Source organism: Streptomyces sp. NPDC002825, from assembly GCF_040295385.1.
In the GTDB taxonomy this organism is placed as follows: domain Bacteria; phylum Actinomycetota; class Actinomycetes; order Streptomycetales; family Streptomycetaceae; genus Streptomyces.
Genome location: NZ_JBEOVH010000021.1, coordinates 102,533 through 119,075 on the forward strand (window position 1 = coordinate 102,533; position 16,543 = coordinate 119,075).

General features: G+C 73.5%; 13 protein-coding genes. 7 read left to right on the top strand and 6 right to left on the bottom strand.

Translation table 11 applies throughout. From position 1 onward, the window contains the following. The first annotated feature begins 269 nt into the window (after positions 1 to 269). Together rsgA and ABT041_RS25060 are read left to right on the top strand one after the other, a co-directional pair. A complete protein-coding gene (rsgA, locus tag ABT041_RS25055; protein WP_351187999.1) occupies positions 270 to 1,379 on the top strand; it encodes a ribosome small subunit-dependent GTPase A in 1,110 nt (369 codons plus the stop codon). A 109-nt stretch (positions 1,380 to 1,488) separates the two neighbouring features. Further along, the gene (locus ABT041_RS25060) at positions 1,489 to 2,841 is read left to right on the top strand and encodes a DNA-3-methyladenine glycosylase 2 family protein (RefSeq protein ID WP_351188001.1); all 1,353 of its coding nucleotides are present in this window, start codon (positions 1,489 to 1,491) and stop codon (positions 2,839 to 2,841) included. Here ABT041_RS25060 and ABT041_RS25065 read toward each other — a convergent pair. The 4 genes from ABT041_RS25065 to ABT041_RS25080 all read right to left on the bottom strand — a co-directional run bounded on the left by ABT041_RS25065 (position 2,811) and on the right by ABT041_RS25080 (position 5,431). Further along, a complete protein-coding gene (locus ABT041_RS25065; protein WP_351188003.1) occupies positions 2,811 to 3,218 on the bottom strand; it encodes a PPOX class F420-dependent oxidoreductase in 408 nt (135 codons plus the stop codon). The two genes, ABT041_RS25060 and ABT041_RS25065, sit on opposite strands and share 31 nt — an antisense overlap. Before the next feature lie 95 nt (positions 3,219 to 3,313). After that, complete coding sequence (locus ABT041_RS25070; protein ID WP_351188005.1) at positions 3,314 to 3,796, bottom strand: DUF456 domain-containing protein; 483 nt, start codon at positions 3,794 to 3,796, stop codon at positions 3,314 to 3,316. Between the two features lie 67 nt (positions 3,797 to 3,863). Next, on the bottom strand, positions 3,864 to 4,298 hold the full coding sequence (locus ABT041_RS25075) for a hypothetical protein (RefSeq protein ID WP_351188007.1): 435 nt from the start codon (positions 4,296 to 4,298) through the stop codon (positions 3,864 to 3,866). A 149-nt stretch (positions 4,299 to 4,447) separates the two neighbouring features. Next, positions 4,448 to 5,431, bottom strand: coding sequence for a helix-turn-helix domain-containing protein (locus tag ABT041_RS25080; protein ID WP_351188009.1), 984 nt, complete (start codon positions 5,429 to 5,431; stop codon positions 4,448 to 4,450). A gap of 232 nt (positions 5,432 to 5,663) precedes the next feature. Between ABT041_RS25080 and ABT041_RS25085 the strand changes: the two genes are divergently transcribed. From ABT041_RS25085 to ABT041_RS25100, 4 genes are all read left to right on the top strand, one after another. Next, entirely contained in the window at positions 5,664 to 9,431 is a 3,768-nt protein-coding gene (locus tag ABT041_RS25085) for a S8 family peptidase (protein ID WP_351188011.1), read from the top strand. 123 nt (positions 9,432 to 9,554) lie between these two features. Further along, positions 9,555 to 11,057: a protein phosphatase 2C domain-containing protein gene (locus ABT041_RS25090; protein WP_351188013.1), complete on the top strand. Its 1,503-nt coding sequence runs from the start codon at positions 9,555 to 9,557 to the stop codon at positions 11,055 to 11,057. Positions 11,058 to 11,084: 27 nt separating this feature from the next. Then, positions 11,085 to 12,827, top strand: a complete 1,743-nt coding sequence (locus ABT041_RS25095) for a pyruvate dehydrogenase (protein ID WP_351188015.1) — start codon at positions 11,085 to 11,087, stop codon at positions 12,825 to 12,827. 87 nt (positions 12,828 to 12,914) lie between these two features. Continuing rightward, a complete protein-coding gene (locus tag ABT041_RS25100) occupies positions 12,915 to 13,319 on the top strand; it encodes an ATP-binding protein (protein WP_086829261.1) in 405 nt (134 codons plus the stop codon). Positions 13,320 to 13,355: 36 nt separating this feature from the next. On the opposite strand, the gene ABT041_RS25105 is transcribed toward ABT041_RS25100, so the two are convergent. Both ABT041_RS25105 and ABT041_RS25110 read right to left on the bottom strand, forming a co-directional pair. Beyond that, the gene (locus ABT041_RS25105; RefSeq protein WP_351188018.1) at positions 13,356 to 14,468 is read right to left on the bottom strand and encodes a DUF2637 domain-containing protein; all 1,113 of its coding nucleotides are present in this window, start codon (positions 14,466 to 14,468) and stop codon (positions 13,356 to 13,358) included. A 204-nt stretch (positions 14,469 to 14,672) separates the two neighbouring features. Further along, complete coding sequence (locus ABT041_RS25110; RefSeq protein WP_351188020.1) at positions 14,673 to 15,539, bottom strand: (2Fe-2S)-binding protein; 867 nt, start codon at positions 15,537 to 15,539, stop codon at positions 14,673 to 14,675. A 193-nt stretch (positions 15,540 to 15,732) separates the two neighbouring features. On the opposite strand from ABT041_RS25110, the gene ABT041_RS25115 reads away from it, so the two are divergent. Beyond that, complete coding sequence (locus ABT041_RS25115) at positions 15,733 to 16,524, top strand: GntR family transcriptional regulator (RefSeq protein WP_351188022.1); 792 nt, start codon at positions 15,733 to 15,735, stop codon at positions 16,522 to 16,524. Positions 16,525 to 16,543 lie beyond the last annotated feature (19 nt).

The following is a 16,543-nucleotide window of genomic DNA, read 5'->3' on the forward strand; positions in this document are numbered from 1 at the left end:
TGTCGGCGTCGTGGAGGTGAGGCCCCGAATTAATCGGTGGTGCCGTGCCCCTGGGCGGGGCTATGGTGCTGCTCGTCCGCTCCCGAAGGGGTGCGGTGTTGGTTCGTTGAGAAGAAGCAGGAGGTGAGGACATTGATGACTGTCACGGTGACGGGCTCTGCCCGCATTCAGGAGTTCATCGTTCCCACCCCTGTGGTCTCCGGCTGACACCCACTCGACTTCCGCGCGCTCGGAGCGCGCTGCCGGGGCCACCCTTCGAAGGGTTCCCCTTGTCTTTCCTCTCCACCGACGTGTTCTCCTCCTCCCTCGCCTCCCACGGCTGGGACTCCGGCTGGGCCACCGCCTTCGCGCCCTACGCCGCCCAGGGACTCCTCCCCGGGCGCGTGATCCGGGTCGACCGCGGCCAGTGCGACGTCGCCACCGCCGAAGGCGTCATCCGCGCCGACACGGCGTTCGTCACCCCGCACGACCCGCTGCGGGTCGTCTGCACCGGCGACTGGGCCGCCGTCGACCCGGAGGGCGTCGGCGACCCCCGGTACGTACGGGCCTGCCTGCCGCGGCGTACGGCCTTCGCGCGGTCCACCTCCTCCAAGCGGTCCGAGGGACAGATCCTCGCCGCCAACGTCGACCACGCCGTCATCACGGTCTCGCTCGCCGTCGAGCTCGACCTCGGCCGGATCGAACGCTTCCTCGCCCTGGCCTGGGAGTCCGGCGCCCAGCCGACCGTCGTCCTCAGCAAGGCCGACCTCGTGCCCGACCCCGTCGGGCTCTCCTACCTCGTCGAGGACGTGGAGACGGTCGCGCCCGGCGTGCAGGTGCTGCCCGTCAGCTCCACCACCGGCGAAGGGATCGACGTGCTCGCCGCGACCGTCGCGGGCGGCACCACCGTGCTGCTCGGCGCCTCCGGCGCCGGCAAGTCGACCCTCGCCAACGCGCTGGTCGGCGAGGACGTCATGGACGTTCAGGCCGCCCGTGACGTCGACGGCAAGGGCCGGCACACCACGACCACCCGCAACCTCTTCGTCCTGCCCGGCGGGGGAGTCCTCATCGACACCCCCGGACTGCGCGGCGTCGGACTCTGGGACGCCGAGGCCGGCGTCGGCCAGGTCTTCTCGGAGATCGAGGAGCTGGCCGCGGAGTGCCGCTTCCACGACTGCGCCCACGAGTCCGAGCCCGGCTGCGCCGTGGCCGCGGCCATCGAGGAGGGCTCGCTGTCCGTGCGCCGCCTGGAGAGCTACCACAAGCTGATCCGTGAGAACCGGCGCATCGTGGCGAAGACCGACGCCCGGCTCCGCTCCGAAATGCTCAAGGAGTGGAAGCGCATGGGCCGGGAAGGCCGCACCGCCATGGAGATCAAGCGCGGCGGACGCGGACGCTAGGGCCTGCCCGCCCAGGGGGAGGCGGGCCCTGGGCCCGGCCTCCCCGGCCCCCATCGTGGTGTCCGAAAACCGCGAGCCGGGGCCGGGCGGCTCCCGCACACTGGGAGCCATGAGGGACGACGACACCCGCTACGAGGCGGTCAGCAGCAGGGACGCGCGGTTCGACGGAGAGTTCTTCTTCGCCGTCCGGACCACCGGGATCTACTGCCGCCCCAGCTGCCCCGCCGTCACCCCCAAGCGGCAGAACGTCTCCTTCTACCCGACGGCCGCCGCCGCCCAGGGCCACGGCTTCCGCGCCTGCCGCCGCTGCCGCCCCGACGCCGTGCCCGGCTCCGCCGAGTGGAACGTACGGGCCGATGTCGTCGGGCGCGCCATGCGGATGATCGGCGACGGCGTCGTCGACCGCGAGGGCGTGCCCGGACTCGCCGGCCGGCTCGGCTACAGCACCCGCCAGGTGCAGCGGCAGCTCACCGCCGAACTGGGCGCAGGACCCGTCGCGCTCGCCCGCGCCCAGCGTGCGCACACCGCGCGGCTGCTGCTCCAGACCACCGGTCTGCCCGTCACCGAGATCGCCTTCGCGGCCGGATTCGCCAGCGTCCGCCAGTTCAACGAGACCATCCGCGCCGTCTACGCCCGCACCCCCACCGCCCTGCGCGCCGAGGCGGGCAGCGGCGCGGGAGCCCGTACCGCACTCGCCGCCGGGGTGCCGCTGCGGCTCGCCCACCGGGGCCCCTACGCGGCCGGGGAGGTCTTCGACCTGCTCGCCGCCGAGGCCGTGCCCCGGGTGGAGGAGGTCGTCGGCCCGCCCGGCGCCCGCACCTACCGGCGTACGCTCCGCCTCCCGTACGGCACCGGCGTCGTCTCCGTCGACGAGCGCTCCGGCGGCCGCTGGCTGGAGGCCCGCATCCACCTCACCGAGCTGCGCGACCTGACCACCGCCGTGCACCGGCTGCGCGGCCTCTTCGACCTCGACGCCGACCCGTACGCGGTCGCCGAGCGGCTCGGGGCGGCCCCGGGGCTCGCCGCCGAGGTGGCCGCCCGGCCGGGGGTGCGCTCCCCGGGCACGGCCGAGCCCGAGGAGTTCGCGCTGCGGACGGTCCTCGGCGCCGAGGAGTCCGCCCGGGTCGTCGAGCTCCACGGCACCCCGCTGGCCACCGCATGCGGCGCCCTCACCCATGTCTTCCCCGAGCCGGCCGCCCTGACCGGCCACCCCGTCGCGGGTCCGCTGGCCCGCGCCCTCGTCGACGGAGCCGTACGCCTCGACCCCGGCGCCGACCGCGACGAGGCCGAGCGCGCCCTGCTCGCGGTCCCCGGCGTGACCCCCGAGGCCGCCGCGCTGATCCGGATGCGGGCCCTCGGCGACCCGGACGTCGCCCTCGTGGACGGGCGGGAGGCCGAGGAGTGGCGGCCCTGGCGCTCGTACGCCACCCGCTACCTGGACCCGGCGCTCCCGTCGGCGTAGTCCTCCAGGCCCCAGCTGTGCACCCGGCGCGGATGGATCCGGATGACCTCCTCGCTGAAGTGCGGGCCCAGCGTGTGCGGGCCCACGAGGAGTTCCGCCTCGCCGCGGATCTCGACGCCCCGCACCCGCCAGGGGCGGACGCTCGCGAGGTCGTCGACGACCAGCGCCACCTTCGGGTTCTGCCGCAGGTTGCGCCACTTCTTGGTCCGGCCCATGCGGAGCCCGCCCACCAGGACGGTGCCGTCCTCCTGCGGGAAGTAGCCCACGGGGTTGGCCTGCGGCTGCCCGGACGGGTCCACGGTCGCCATCCGGCCGAGCTTGCGCCCCTCCGTGAGGTAGGCGCGCTCGGCCTCGCTGAAGCCCTCGAAATCCCTCATGGGTCCAGGTTCGCGCGGCCGCGCCCCCGGCGGATCGGCAGGACGACGGGTCCCGGCTCGGACCTGAGCCCTAGGCCTCGTCCGAAGGACACGCTCTAGCCCCAGATCACCGCCCCCGCCCACGCGCCCACGATCAGCAGGCAGGCGAAGAGCTCGACGAGCACGCTCGTGCCGGCCGCCCGCATCACCGAGCGGGTCGCCGCCCTCGCCTGGCCGTGGCCGCCGAGGCGGAGCCGCTCCGAGAGGTAGATCCCGCCGACGAAGCCGGGGATCGCGCCGACCACCGGGATCAGGACGAAGCCCAGGACGGCGCCCAGCCCCGCGTACGTCACCATGCGCCGGGTGATGCCGACGCCCCGGAAGCGGCGCGGCGGCAGCTGCCAGACGATCACCTGGGTGAGCAGCAGCAGACCCGTCGAGGAGGCGAGGAGGATCCAGTCGAGGTCCGTCCGCTCGTGCAGCGCCCACCAGAGCATCGCCGCCCACACCAGCCACGTCCCCGGCACGCCGGGCGCGAGCACCCCGAACAGACCGAGCAGCATCACCGTCGCGATCATCAGGAGCTGCCACACACCCACGCTGCCCAGGGTGCACGACCGCGCGGGTTCCCGCAGGTCGCGCGGGGCGTACGGGGTACGGGAGGTGTCAGCCGGCCAGGGGCAGGGCGGCGGCCACGAGGTTCCTCTCCTTGCGGCTGATCAGCGGGAAGATCAGCTTGAGGGCGTGCTCGCTGTGGGGCGAGGAGAGGACGAGGGAGGAGTTCAGGATCCGTTCCTTGATCGCCGAGCGGTACAGGCCGGCGCGCCCGATCGTCATGGTGTGCTCGACCGGCTTCGCGAACACCGGATCGGCCCGGAAGATGAAGAGCCGGCGGTCGGTCATCGCCAGGTACATGGGGACCGGCGTCGGTATCACCGCCATCGCGCCACCGCTGAGCACGGCGGACGCCACGCCGAACGCGGCGGTCCGGCGCACGGAGACCGTGCTCAGGCCGACGACGCAGGTCACCTCGACCCGCTCGCCCGGCTCCAGCATCGGGGTCACGGTGGCCAGCAGGGCGCGACGGCGTCGTCCGTTCATGGGGGCGGAACTCCAGAGGATGAGGGGCAAGCGGAATCAGCCGCTCACCTTCCCATACGCCCCGGGCCCAGCCGCGGGCGACCCGGCCCTCGGCCGTACGCCCCGGGCCCAGCCGCGGGCGACCCGGCCCTCGGCCGTACGCCCCCGGCTCAGCCGCGGGCGACCCAGCCCTTCTCGTACGCGTGCCAGCCCAGCTGCAGCCGGGTCGTCACCCCGGTCAGCTCCATCAGCCCCTTCACCCGCCGCTGTACGGTCCGCAGCCCCAGGTCCAGCTGCTTCGCCACGCTCGCGTCCGTCATCCCGGCGAGCAGCAGCGACAGGATCTCCAGGTCCATCACGTCCGGCCCCGGCGCCTCGTCCTCGGTGATCTGCGCGCCCGCCCCCAGCCGCAGCGGCAGCGCCTCCCGCCAGACCGACTCGAAGAGGCCCATCAGCGATTCGAGGAGCCCGCTCGCGTGCACGACGATCGCCGCGGGCTCGGCGCCCCGCCCGGTCAGCGGGACCATGGCGAGGGACCGGTCGGCGACGACCAGCTTCGTGGGGACCCGGTCCGCGACCCGGATCTGCTCCTCACGGCTGAGCGCCGCCGACAGTTCGAGCAGCCCGGTCGGCAGGGTGAGCACCTCGCGCTCGATCACCACCCGGTAGCGGACCCCGCGCCCGGCCGCCTGCTCCTCGGCGTGGTTCTCCAGGCCGGAGACGGCGATCGGCTTGCCCGTCACCAGGGCGCAGACCTCCTCCTGGGCGCCGAGCTGGAGCTGGAGGAAGCGGTGGGTCACCGCACTCGCGCCGACCACCACCTCCACCAGGTCGTGCACGGCCGCCTCCTCGGCCTCCGCCCGGTACTCCTCGGCGAGCAGCGCGGCCGCCAGCTCCGCCTGCTCCAGCTCGTGGCGCTGCTGGGTGAGGAGCGCGCCCAGCGCGACCCCGGGCGGCGCCGCGACCCAACGGCCGGTGCGGGCCGAGGACTGGGCCGCGAGCCCCTGCGACTCCAGGCGGCGCAGCGCCCGCTCGGTGTCCCGCTCGGGCAGGGCGAGCCGGTGCGCGAGATCGGTGACCTCGGCCGCGCCCAGTGCGACCAGGGCCCGGTACGCGGACTCCTGGCGTTCGTCGAGACCTATCGCTCCCAGCATGGATGCCCCACCCCTCGCCGCACCTCCCGCGGGCGTCCCGGATGTTCCGGGGACGTTCGCCGGAGGCATTCGTTCCGTTGGTGACCTGGCGGGAAACGGCCACGGCGTATTCCCGCCTCACCCATCATCCCTGTACCGCCCTCACCTCTGCCAATGTGGCGCCACCGCAGCACCAACAGCCTCCGGCCATAGGCGTCTTATGCCCATTTGCCGGATTCAGATGGGGAGAGCGATGCGTCCGATTTCGCGTACGGCCCTGGGGGCGGCGACCGCCGTCGTCCTGGCCGTCACCGCGGTCGCGCCGTCCATGGCCGATGAGCCGAGGGACGACACGGCCGGCAAGCGACCGCTGGTCGGCAGCGAGGCCTCGGCCCGCACCGGCGACGGAGTCAGGACCGCCACGGTGACCCTGGTCACCGGCGACCGCGTCCTGGTCACCCGCGACGACGAGGGGAATCCGGCGGCCACGGCCCTGCCCGGCGAGGACGGGACCGTCCCCCTGGTCCAGACCCGCCGCTCGGGCGAGGACCTGTACGTCTACCCGGAGGACGCCACCGCGGCGCTCGCCGCCGGACGCGTCGACGAGGAACTCTTCAACGTCACCGGCCTGATCCGCCAGGGCTACGACGACTCCGCCACCACCACGCTGCCGCTCATCGCGGTCTACGGTTCCGACCTCGCCCGTTCCGTCCCGGCGGCCCCCCGCGGCGCCCGGCGCGGCCAGGTCCTCAAGGCCGTCGACGGCGTCGCGCTGACGGCCGAGAAGAAGCAGGCCGCCACCTTCTGGGCCGAGATCGGCGCCCCGAACGCCCGCTCCGCCTCCGGCATCGAGAAGCTCTGGCTCGACCGCAAGGTCCAGGCCACCCTGGAGCAGTCGACGAAGCAGATCCACGCCCCGGAGGCCTGGGCCGCCGGCTACGACGGCAAGGGCACCAAGGTCGCCGTCCTCGACACCGGCGCCGACGCCGAGCACCCCGACCTCAAGGGCCGGATCGTCGCCTCGGAGAACTTCACCGACTCCGACACCACCGACGACCGAGGGGGCCACGGCACCCACACCATCTCCACCGTCGGCGGCTCCGGCGCCGCGAGCGGCGGCAGGAAGAAGGGTGTCGCCCCCGGCGCGGACCTCCTCAACGGCAAGGTCCTCAACGACTCCGGCTCCGGCGCGGCCTCCTGGATCATCGCCGGCATGGAATGGGCCGTCGCGCAGGGCGCCGACGTCGTGTCCATGAGCCTCGGCAGCGCCGTACCCACCGACTGCACCGACCCGATGAGCGTCGCCGCCGAGGAACTCGCCCAGAACAAGGGCACGCTGTTCGTCATCGCCGCCGGCAACTCCGGCCCCACGCACAACACGGTCTCCTCGCCCGGCTGCGCGCCGAGCGTGCTCACCGTCGGCGCCACCGACCGCGACGACTCCACCGCCTGGTTCTCCAGCCGCGGCCCGACGATCTTGCAGCACACCCTCAAGCCCGAGATCGCCGCGCCCGGCGTCGGCATCTCCGCCGCCGCTGCCGGCGGACGCGGCGTCTACGCGTACCAGTCCATGTCCGGTACGTCGATGGCCACCCCGCACGTCGCGGGCGCCGCCGCCATCGTCAAGCAGCGCCACCCCGACTGGACCGCGCAGCAGATCAAGTCCGCGCTCGTCGCCTCGGCCGACAGCTCGGTCCCCGGCGACGTCCGCGAGGTCGGCGGCGGCCGCCTCGACGTCAAGGCCGCCATCGACCAGACCGTCCTGAGCGCCCCCGCCGTCCAGGGCGGCACCTTCAACTGGCCGCAGGACAAGACCGACCGCACCACGGTCTCCGTGCCCTACACCAACACCTCCGACGCGCCGGTCACCCTCGACCTGGCCGTCGAGAAGGTCACCGGAAACGACGGCTCCGCGATCCGGTCCTCGGTCGCCCGCCTCGGCGAGCGCACGGTCACCGTCCCGGCCGGAGCCACCGTCCGGGTCCCGCTCGACCTCGCCCCCGACGCCCGCCTGGAGCGCGCCCAGTACGGCGACGTCACCGGCCGCGTCGTCGCCACCGGCCCCGGCGGCATCCACGTCTCCACCCCGTTCTCGCTGTACGTGGAGCCCGAGACCGTCACCCTGCGCGTCAAGCTCATCGACCGTCAGGGCAACCCCGCCTCCGGCGCCTCCTCCCTCGACGTCATCGGCACCGACGACGCCACCGGCGAGCGCCGCTTCAACGAGGGAGCAGCCGACCAGGTCTACCGCCTGCGCCCCGGCAGCTACTTCCTCTCCTCCTTCGTCGCCACGCCCGACGCGGGCGAGGGCGCCACGCTGAACGACTCGCTCAGCTACCTGGGCCGCCCGCAGGTCGAGCTGAAGAAGGACACCACGGTCGTCCTCGACGCCCGCCGGGCCCACCGGCTGTCGGTGAAGACCGACAAGCCCTCCGAACTCCGCGGCGCCACCCTCGCGTTCGCCCGCTCCTGGGACGGCTTCTGGCTGCACGCCGGAACCGCCCAGGGACCGCGCAGCATCCGCGCCTACTACGCCTCGGTCGAAGGCAGGGCCGACGAGGGCGACTTCGAGTTCGGCAGCTACTGGCGGACCGCCGCCCCGCAGATCACGTCGCTGACCACCGGCGACGGCCTGACCCTGCACCCGCTCACCGCATCCGTCGGCTCCGACAACCTCGACGGCACCGGCTCCGCCCGCCTCGTCGACGCCGGAACCGGCACGCCCGACGAGCTCAAGGCGGCCGGGGTCCAGGGCCGCATCGCCCTCGTCCGGCTCCCGGACGGCTCCACCAGCGCGGGCACCCTCGCCCGGAACGCCAAGGCCGCCGGCGCCGTCGCCGTCATCACGTACCACGCGGCCCCCGGCCGCTGGTACCCCACCGGCGGCTTCACCGGCCTCGGCTTCCCCGTCCTCTCCGTCCCGTCCACGGAGGCGAGCGCGCTCCTCGGCAAGCTGGCCGCGGGCGAGGTGACCCTCGCCTGGCAGGCCACCGCGAAGAGCCCGTACCTCTACAGCCTCGCCTTCCCCGAGACCGGCGCGATCCGCGACGACGAGGAGTACCGGGTCCGCGACGGTGAACTCGGCCGGACCGACGCCGGCTACGGCTCGGCCGGCATCGCCACCGACTTCGTGGACTTCCCGGCCGCGCGCCGACCGGACGGCGTCCGCGTCGGCTTCGGCTCCCTCGAGACCGTCCCCGCGCCCGGCACCCGCACCGAGTACTACTCGGCAGGGGACACGAGCTGGGAGCCGATGACCGGAAGCAGCTTCCCGTTCGGGGAGGTCATGGTGGGCACCCCGCACACGTACACGGCCGGCGAGCGGCGCACCGAGCACTGGTACGACGGCGTCCTCGCCCCCACCGCCCCGCGCGACACCAGCGGGAAGCCGGTCCTCGTCGCCGAGCGCCAGGGCAACCTCATCGGCTTCGCCAACGCCATGTGGGGCGACAACACCCACTACGCCGTGCCCGGCTCCTTCGGCGACATCGGCAATGTGCGCCTGAGCCGTGACGGCGAGCTCCTCGGCCACTCCAGCTGGCCGTTCGGCGTCTTCGAGGTACCGGCCGAAGCCGGTACGTACACGCTCGAACAGAACACCATGAAGATAGGCAGCAAGGTGTGGGCCCGCTCCACTTCCGTCAACTCGGTGTGGAAATTCACCTCCAAGCTTGATGAGAGCGTCTATTCTCAGGGCATCCCGATTCTCTTCCCCCGGTACGACCTTCCGGAGGACGGACTCAAGACCCTCGCCGCGACCGACGGCCAGCACATCGGCCTCACCGCGACGGGTCACGCGGGCTACACTCCCGCGGCGCTCACCTCGGCGAAGCTCTCGTACTCCTACGACGGGGGCACGACCTGGACCGAAGCGCAGGTCTCCCGGCAGGGCGACGGCTGGACCGCGACCGTGAACCACGCGGGCGCGACCGGCAAGCAGGTCACCCTGAAGACCGAACTGACGGACGCCGCCGGCAACTCCGTCACCCAGACCGTGGTCCGCGCTTACGACGTGCGCTGACCACGCCGGTCCGCCGGGCGTCCTTCCCGTGGGGGGTGGGGTCGCCCGGCGGACCACCCATTTGCAGCAACGGTTTTCCTGATGTCCCGTTTTCTGACGCCGTGCGCGGTGGACAATAAGGGCATGACTCAGCAGGGGGACAACTGGTGGGACAAGCTCTACGACGAATCGGAGCCGGACGACCCGGCCCCGACGGTCTCGGGTGACACACTCGACGACCACTTCGACACGACACCGCGCGCGGTGCCGGCCACGGTGACGGAGCGGGACCTGCCCCCGCAGGTCCCGCTCCCGTACGACCCGGTCGCGTACGACCCGGTGCCGCAGGTCCCGGCGACGCCCGCGCCCCCGCCCGCGCCACCGCCGGCATCCGTACCGGCACCGCCGAGCGCGTCCCCCGCGCCGAGCGCCGCCCCCGTACGGCCCTCGCCCCCGCCGCCGGCCCCCGTGCCCGGACCGGCGCCCTGGGAGGCGCCCCGCGATCCCGGGCCGCGGACCTTCCCGGGCCCGCCCCCGGCCGCCCCTCCCGTCGAGACGCCCACCGTCCAGGTGCCCGTGCTCCAGGAACCGGAGGCCCCCGAGGAGCCGGAAGCCGTCACCGCTCCCGCCCACGACCTCACGGTCGAGGTGTCCGTGCCCCGGCCGAGAGTCGGGTTCGTCGGGAGTCGGCCGCCCACCTACGAGGCCGAGCCCACCGCCCTGCCCGTCGCCCGGCCCGGCGAGCTCGCCGAGCTCGTCGCCGACACCGTCCTCGACGGCGCCCGGTACGGCAGCTGCACCCTGCGCGCCGCCTCCGTGCGCGGCGACTCCGCCCGCTACCGGGGCGAACCCCGGCGCGACGCCCTGCTCACCGCCCGCTTCGGCCACGACGAGACCGCGCTCGTCCTCGTCGCCGTCGCCGCCGGCTCCCGCGCCGCCGAAGGCGCCCACCTCGCCGCCGCCGACGCCTGCCACTGGATCGCCGAGGCCGTCTGCCGCAGCCACACCCGGCTCTCCGAGGACATCAGGTCCGGCCGCCGCGGCGACCTCAAGTCCGGACTGCACCGGCTCACCGACCGGACCTACGGCAAGCTGCGGGCCCGCGCCGCCGAGCGGGGCCTCGCCCCCGACGAGTACACCGCGACGCTCCGCTGCCTCCTCGTCCCCGCCGACCCCGAATGCCGCACGCGCGTGTTCTTCGGCATCGGCGGCGGCGGGCTCTTCCGGCTCCGCGACGGGGCCTGGCAGGACCTCGAACCGCTCCTGCCCGAACCGGCCGCCGTGACCGGCGCCCCCGTCGTCGGCTTCGGCTCGCCGCCCCCGGTGCCGGAGGCCACCGAGGAGGGGGACAGGTTCACCATGGACCTCGGCATCACCACCGCCCCGCCGCTCATCGAGGACCCCGTACCGCCGCCCGCCGAGCCCTTCCGCTTCCGCGCCTCCGTGGCCCGCGCCGGCGACACCCTCCTCCTCGCCTCGCCAGGACTCGCCGAGCCGATGCGCGGCGAACCCGCCCTCGCCCACGAGCTCGCCGCCCGCTGGGGCGACGCCGAGCCGCCGGGCCTCGCCGCCTTCCTCGCCGACACCCAGCTGAGGGTGACCGGTTACGCCGACGACCGTACGGGGGTGGCCGTCTGGGAGGCGTAACCCGCCGGGCCGTGTGTTGATGGAGCCATGGCCAAACAGAACGTGGCGGAACAGTTCGTCGACATCCTCGTCCGCGCGGGCGTCCGGCGCCTCTACGGAGTCGTCGGCGACAGCCTCAACCCGGTCGTCGACGCGATCCGGCGGACCCGGGCGATCGACTGGATCCAGGTGCGGCACGAGGAGACCGCCGCCTTCGCCGCGGGCGCCGAGGCCCAGATCACCGGCAGCCTCGCCGCCTGCGCCGGCTCCTGCGGGCCCGGCAACCTCCACCTCATCAACGGCCTGTACGACGCCCACCGCTCGATGGCCCCGGTCCTCGCGCTCGCCTCGCAGATCCCGTCCAGCGAGATCGGCCTCTCCTACTTCCAGGAGACCCACCCGGACCAGCTGTTCCGCGAATGCAGCCACTACAGCGAACTCATCTCCAACCCCCAGCAGATGCCCCGGCTGCTCCACACGGCCATCCAGCACGCCGTCGGCGGCCGCGGTGTCAGCGTCGTCTCGCTGCCCGGCGACATCGCCTCCCAGCCGGCCCCGGAGAAGTCGGCGGAGACCGCGCTCGTCACCACCCGGCCCACCGTCCGCCCCGGCGACGCCGAGATCGACGCCCTCGTCCGGATGATCGACGAGGCAGACCGGGTCACACTCTTCTGTGGCAGCGGCACCGCGGGCGCGCACCCCGAGGTGATGCAGTTCGCCGAGCGCGTCAAGGCACCGGTCGGCCACGCCCTGCGGGGCAAGGAGTGGATCCAGTACGACAATCCGTACGACGTCGGCATGAGCGGTCTGCTCGGGTACGGCGCCGCCTACGAGGCCACCCACGAGTGCGATCTGCTGATCCTGCTCGGCACCGACTTCCCGTACAACGCCTTCCTGCCCGACGACGTCAGGATCGTGCAGGTGGACGTCCGGCCCGAGCACCTCGGCCGCCGCTCCCGGCTCGACCTGGCCGTCTGGGGCGACGTCCGCGAGACCCTGCGGTGTGTGATCCCGCGGGTCCGCGCCAAGACCGACCGCCGTTTTCTCGACAAGATGCTGAAGAAGCACGCCGACGCGCTGGAGGGCGTCGTCAAGGCGTACACCCGCAAGGTCGAGAAGCACGTCCCGATCCACCCCGAGTACGTCGCCTCCGTCATCGACGAACTGGCCGACGACGACGCGGTCTTCACGGTCGACACCGGCATGTGCAACGTCTGGGCGGCCCGCTACCTCTCGCCCAACGGGCGGCGCAGGATCATCGGTTCGTTCAGCCACGGCTCCATGGCGAACGCCCTGCCGCAGGCGATCGGCGCCCAGTTCACCGACCCGGGCCGCCAGGTCGTCTCGCTCTCCGGCGACGGCGGCTTCTCGATGCTGATGGGCGACTTCCTGACCCTGGTCCAGTACGACCTGCCCGTGAAGGTGATCGTCTTCAACAACTCCTCGCTCGGCATGGTCGAACTGGAGATGCTGGTCGCCGGACTCCCCTCGTACGGAACGACGAACAAGAACCCCGACTTCGCCGCCATCGCCCGCGCCGCCGGGGCCTACGGCGTCCGCGTCGAGAAGCCCAAGCACCTCGCGGGCGCGCTCAAGGACGCCTTCGGACACAAGGGCCCGGCCCTCGTCGACGTCGTCACCGACCCCAACGCCCTGTCCATTCCGCCCAAGATCAGCGCAGACATGGTCACCGGCTTCGCGCTCTCCGCCAGCAAGATCGTCCTGGACGGGGGAGTGGGCCGCATGCTCCAGATGGCCCGCTCCAACCTGCGCAACGTGCCCAGACCCTGACCGCCCGTCGCCCCCTCATGAATGCGGACGGTGACACGGGGCATGCATCCCCGTGAGCCTGTTCGACGCGACCTGTGGGTGGGGGATATGGCCGGGGAGGCACGACAGCCGACTCAACTGCTCAGAAAGGTGGGATGCGCGGATCTCACCGCGGTGCCGGAGGTACGACATGCCCTGCGTGAACTGCTGCGGAAATGGGGCGGACCGGGCGCCTCCGACGTGGCCGAACTGCTCACCAGCGAACTGGTGACGAACGCCCTGGTCCACACCGAGCACGGGGCCGTCGTGACCGCGACGGTCGTCCCCGAGCAGTTGAGGGTCGAGGTCCGGGACTTCGTGCCCGGGCTCAAGCGGCCGCCCGTACCGCCCGCCGACGACGGTACGCACGGCCGGGGACTCGTCCTCGTCCAGGCCCTCGCCGACTCCTGGGGAGTCGAGGAGCACGGGGTGGGCAAGGTGGTGTGGTTCGAACTGAACGGCGGGGCCGCCTGAGAGGCGGCCCCGCCGGTTTCCTCGGGATTCCCGTGCTCAGCCGAACTGCTGCTCCAGATCCTTGAGCTTGCGCTCCAGGGAGTCGAGACGCGGCAGCGCCTGGGTGTCGTCCTCGGCGGTGAGGTCCACCGTCCGGGACTCGCCGGGGCGGGGCTCATCGCCCCTCACGGCTTGCAGGGAGGGCCGGGGTCGAAGCGGCAGTTGTCCGGGGTCCGCTATGGCGGGCTCCGCGACGGCCGCCTGCACGGCGGCCGTCGCGGAGCCCGAACCACTGCCCGCACCCGGGCCCTGTCCGGTGCCGGAAGCGGCGCCGAGCGCCGCCATCTCGACCTGGCGTCCGCCGCCGCGGCCGAGCCCGAAGGCCCGGTGCTGACGGTTGATCGCCTTGAGTCTCGCCCGGTCCAGCTTCACCTGGTCGCGCCGGCGGAGCCGGTTCTGCTCCTTCTCCCGCCGGTCCTCGCGCACCTCGTCGACCGCCTCGTCCAGGGTGCGTACGCCCTCGAGGAGCATCAGCGACCAGGCCGCGAAGGTCTCCCGGGGCGCCCTCAGCCACCGCACGATCCGGATCTGCGGCAGCGGGCGGGGCACCAGGCCCTGCTCGCGCAGCGCGGCCCTGCGGGTCTGCTTCAGCGCCCGGTCGAAGAGGACCGCCGCCGAGAGGGACATGCCCGCGAAGAAGTGCGGAGCCCCGTCGTGGCCCATGCCGCGCGGTGCGTGCACCCAGTTGAACCAGGCAGCCGCGCCCGCGAACAGCCAGACGAGCAGGCGCGAACCGAGGGCCGCGTCGCCGTGGCTGGCCTCGCGGACCGCGAGCACCGAGCAGAACATGGCGGCGCCGTCGAGGCCGAAGGGTACGAGGTACTCCCAGCCCCCGGAGAGGTTCAGGTTCTGCCGGCCGAAGCCCACGAGGCCGTGGAAGGAGAGCGCAGCCGCGACGGCGGCGCAGAGGAAGAGCAGCCCGTACGAGGCGAATCCGTAGACGGCCTCCTTGCGTCTGCGACGCTCCTCGCTGCGTTCCCAGGAGTCGTCGGCCGCGGCCTGGTCACCGGCGCGCTTCCCGCGCGCGAGCACCGCCACCGCCGTCAGGACTCCGGCCACCATCACGCCACCCGGAAGCAGCCAGTCCAGCGATATGTCGGTCAGTCTCATGCGGTGTCCCTTGCATCGCAGTAGGGCGTTTGGCGGCCCATACTGGCCGACCCCGTGGGGCGCTCAAGGGGTTTCGGGGCAAGAGCACGCCATCGGGGTCGCGGGGCATACGAATAGGTGCGATCTGGTCGAACACGCATACCAGGAAGGGGATTTGAGTTCGATTTACGCCACTCGGACGGGTGGCGTAATCCCCCGCGATCCTCAGGCGGTCGCGGTCAGCCGGCGGACGCGCTCGGCGTCACAGGTGCGCGGACAGGTGAGGCAGGTGTCCTCGGGGCGCAGGGTGTAGAAGAAGCAGCAGGTGGCCCGGTCGCGGGTGGCGCGCGGCGCGCCGTCCGGCCCCTCGGACCCCGCGAGCTCGCGGAAGCCCGCCCCGCCCGCGTACGGCTTGTACGGCTTGGGTGTGCCCGGCAGGAGCAGTTCGAGCTCGGCCATCGCCCGCGGCTCCTCGCCGAGCAGCGCCCCGATGTACCAGAGGCCCTCGACGATCTCGTCCGTGGCCATCCCCCACAGCGCCCGGCGGCCGCGCCGCATCCGGGGCCCGAAGCCGCCGAGGACGGCCTCGAAGTGCTCGGCGAGCGAGGCGCGCACCTCGGCCCGCAGCGCCTCCTCGTCGGCGACGACCCGGGCGCCGGGCAGGGCGGCCGCGGGGTCGTCCGGCAGGCAGGCGAACTCCTCCACGCGGACCGACAGGCGGCCGAGCGCACGCTGGAAGGCAACGTTCCGGACAGGCAGCCGGGGCACCCGGCGGTCCAGGAACCAGGGGACGGTGACGAGGAGACAGGCGGGCCAGGCGTACCGGTGGAGTCCGAAACTGGCGACGACGTCGGGGCGGGCCCGGGCGCCGTAGTCCCGCAGCACCTGGGCGTCGTCCCAGGCGAGGAAGGCGTCGAGGGCGGGGCCGCCGGCCGCGAGCTCCTCCGCGCCGACCCAGCCCGCGCCGCGCGGCAGCCGCTCGTCCCGGGCCGGTTCGTCTATCCGCAGGCCGGGGAAGACCTCGGCGAGCCGGGCGTACGAGGCCGCGACGGGCGAGGTGAGGGGCGTGGGCAACAGGGCGGGGACGGTCATGCGGACCACCGAATCGCGAGCGTTGGCAGGTTAGCCTTACCTTACCCGATTCGAGGTGGCGTCTCACCACCGGAGAACCCCTCCCACCTGCGAGGCAACCCGTATGCCCCGGATGTCGGTCCGTTCGCCTATGGTGCACAGGGGACCCGGGCGACGCGAGCCGGGCCCGGCACAAGGCCGCAGGAGGACCCGGGTGGAGCAGGGCGCAGCGCGCGAGCGGGCGACGGAGAGACCGTCCCCGCCCTTCGGTGACGCCGCGGGCCGTCCCGGCGGCTCCGTACGGGTGCCCGAACAGGCGCGCGGTACGGAGGAGGCCCGGGGCGAGCACACCCACGGCGAGCCGGCGCCCCTCGGGCCCCGCACCGTGCGACGGCACTCCGTCCGCGGCCAGGTCCTCGAAGCCCTGCGCACCGCGCTCGTCGGCGGCGAGCTCCGGCCCGGCGAGGTGTACTCCGCCCCGGCCCTCGCCGAACGCTTCGGCGTCTCCGCCACCCCCGTCCGCGAGGCGATGCAGCGCCTCGCCGTCGAGGGGGCCGTCGAGGTCGTGCCGAACCGCGGCTTCCGGGTCACCGAGCGCACCCCGCGCGAGCTCGCCGAGCTCGCCGAGGTCCGCGCGCTCATCGAGGTCCCCGTCATGCTGCGGCTCGCCCGCACCGTCCCGGCCGCCCGCTGGGCCGAGCTCCGGCCGCTCGCCGAGGCGACCGCGACGGCCGCGGCCCGTGGCGACCGGGCCCATTACGCCGAGGCCGACCGGGCCTTCCACCGGGCGGTCCTCTCCCTCGCGGGCAACGAGCAGCTGCTCGCCGTCGCGGACGACCTCCACCGCCGCTCCCAGTGGCCCCTGATCAGCGCCCCCGCCCTCCGGCACGGCGTCCTCGTCGCCGACGCGGCGGAGCACACGGCCCTGCTCGACGCGCTGACGGCCCAGGACCTGACCGTCGTCCAGACGTTGGTGCGAGAGCACTTCACGGGCTCGGAGGCCTGAGGGCCTCCGGGGCTTGGCG

What these genes read in the sequence shown, in the direction of transcription:
- ABT041_RS25080 (WP_351188009.1), bottom strand. Translation starts at nt 5,431, where the DNA reads ATGCTGGGAGCGATAGGTCTCGACGAACGCCAGGAGTCCGCGTACCGG.
- ABT041_RS25110 (WP_351188020.1), bottom strand. Translation starts at nt 15,539, where the DNA reads ATGACCGTCCCCGCCCTGTTGCCCACGCCCCTCACCTCGCCCGTCGCG.
- ABT041_RS25090 (WP_351188013.1), top strand. Translation starts at nt 9,555, where the DNA reads ATGACTCAGCAGGGGGACAACTGGTGGGACAAGCTCTACGACGAATCG.
- ABT041_RS25105 (WP_351188018.1), bottom strand. Translation starts at nt 14,468, where the DNA reads ATGAGACTGACCGACATATCGCTGGACTGGCTGCTTCCGGGTGGCGTG.
- ABT041_RS25065 (WP_351188003.1), bottom strand. Translation starts at nt 3,218, where the DNA reads ATGAGGGATTTCGAGGGCTTCAGCGAGGCCGAGCGCGCCTACCTCACG.
- ABT041_RS25075 (WP_351188007.1), bottom strand. Translation starts at nt 4,298, where the DNA reads ATGAACGGACGACGCCGTCGCGCCCTGCTGGCCACCGTGACCCCGATG.
- ABT041_RS25060 (WP_351188001.1), top strand. Translation starts at nt 1,489, where the DNA reads ATGAGGGACGACGACACCCGCTACGAGGCGGTCAGCAGCAGGGACGCG.
- ABT041_RS25085 (WP_351188011.1), top strand. Translation starts at nt 5,664, where the DNA reads ATGCGTCCGATTTCGCGTACGGCCCTGGGGGCGGCGACCGCCGTCGTC.
- ABT041_RS25100 (WP_086829261.1), top strand. Translation starts at nt 12,915, where the DNA reads ATGGCCGGGGAGGCACGACAGCCGACTCAACTGCTCAGAAAGGTGGGA.
- ABT041_RS25095 (WP_351188015.1), top strand. Translation starts at nt 11,085, where the DNA reads ATGGCCAAACAGAACGTGGCGGAACAGTTCGTCGACATCCTCGTCCGC.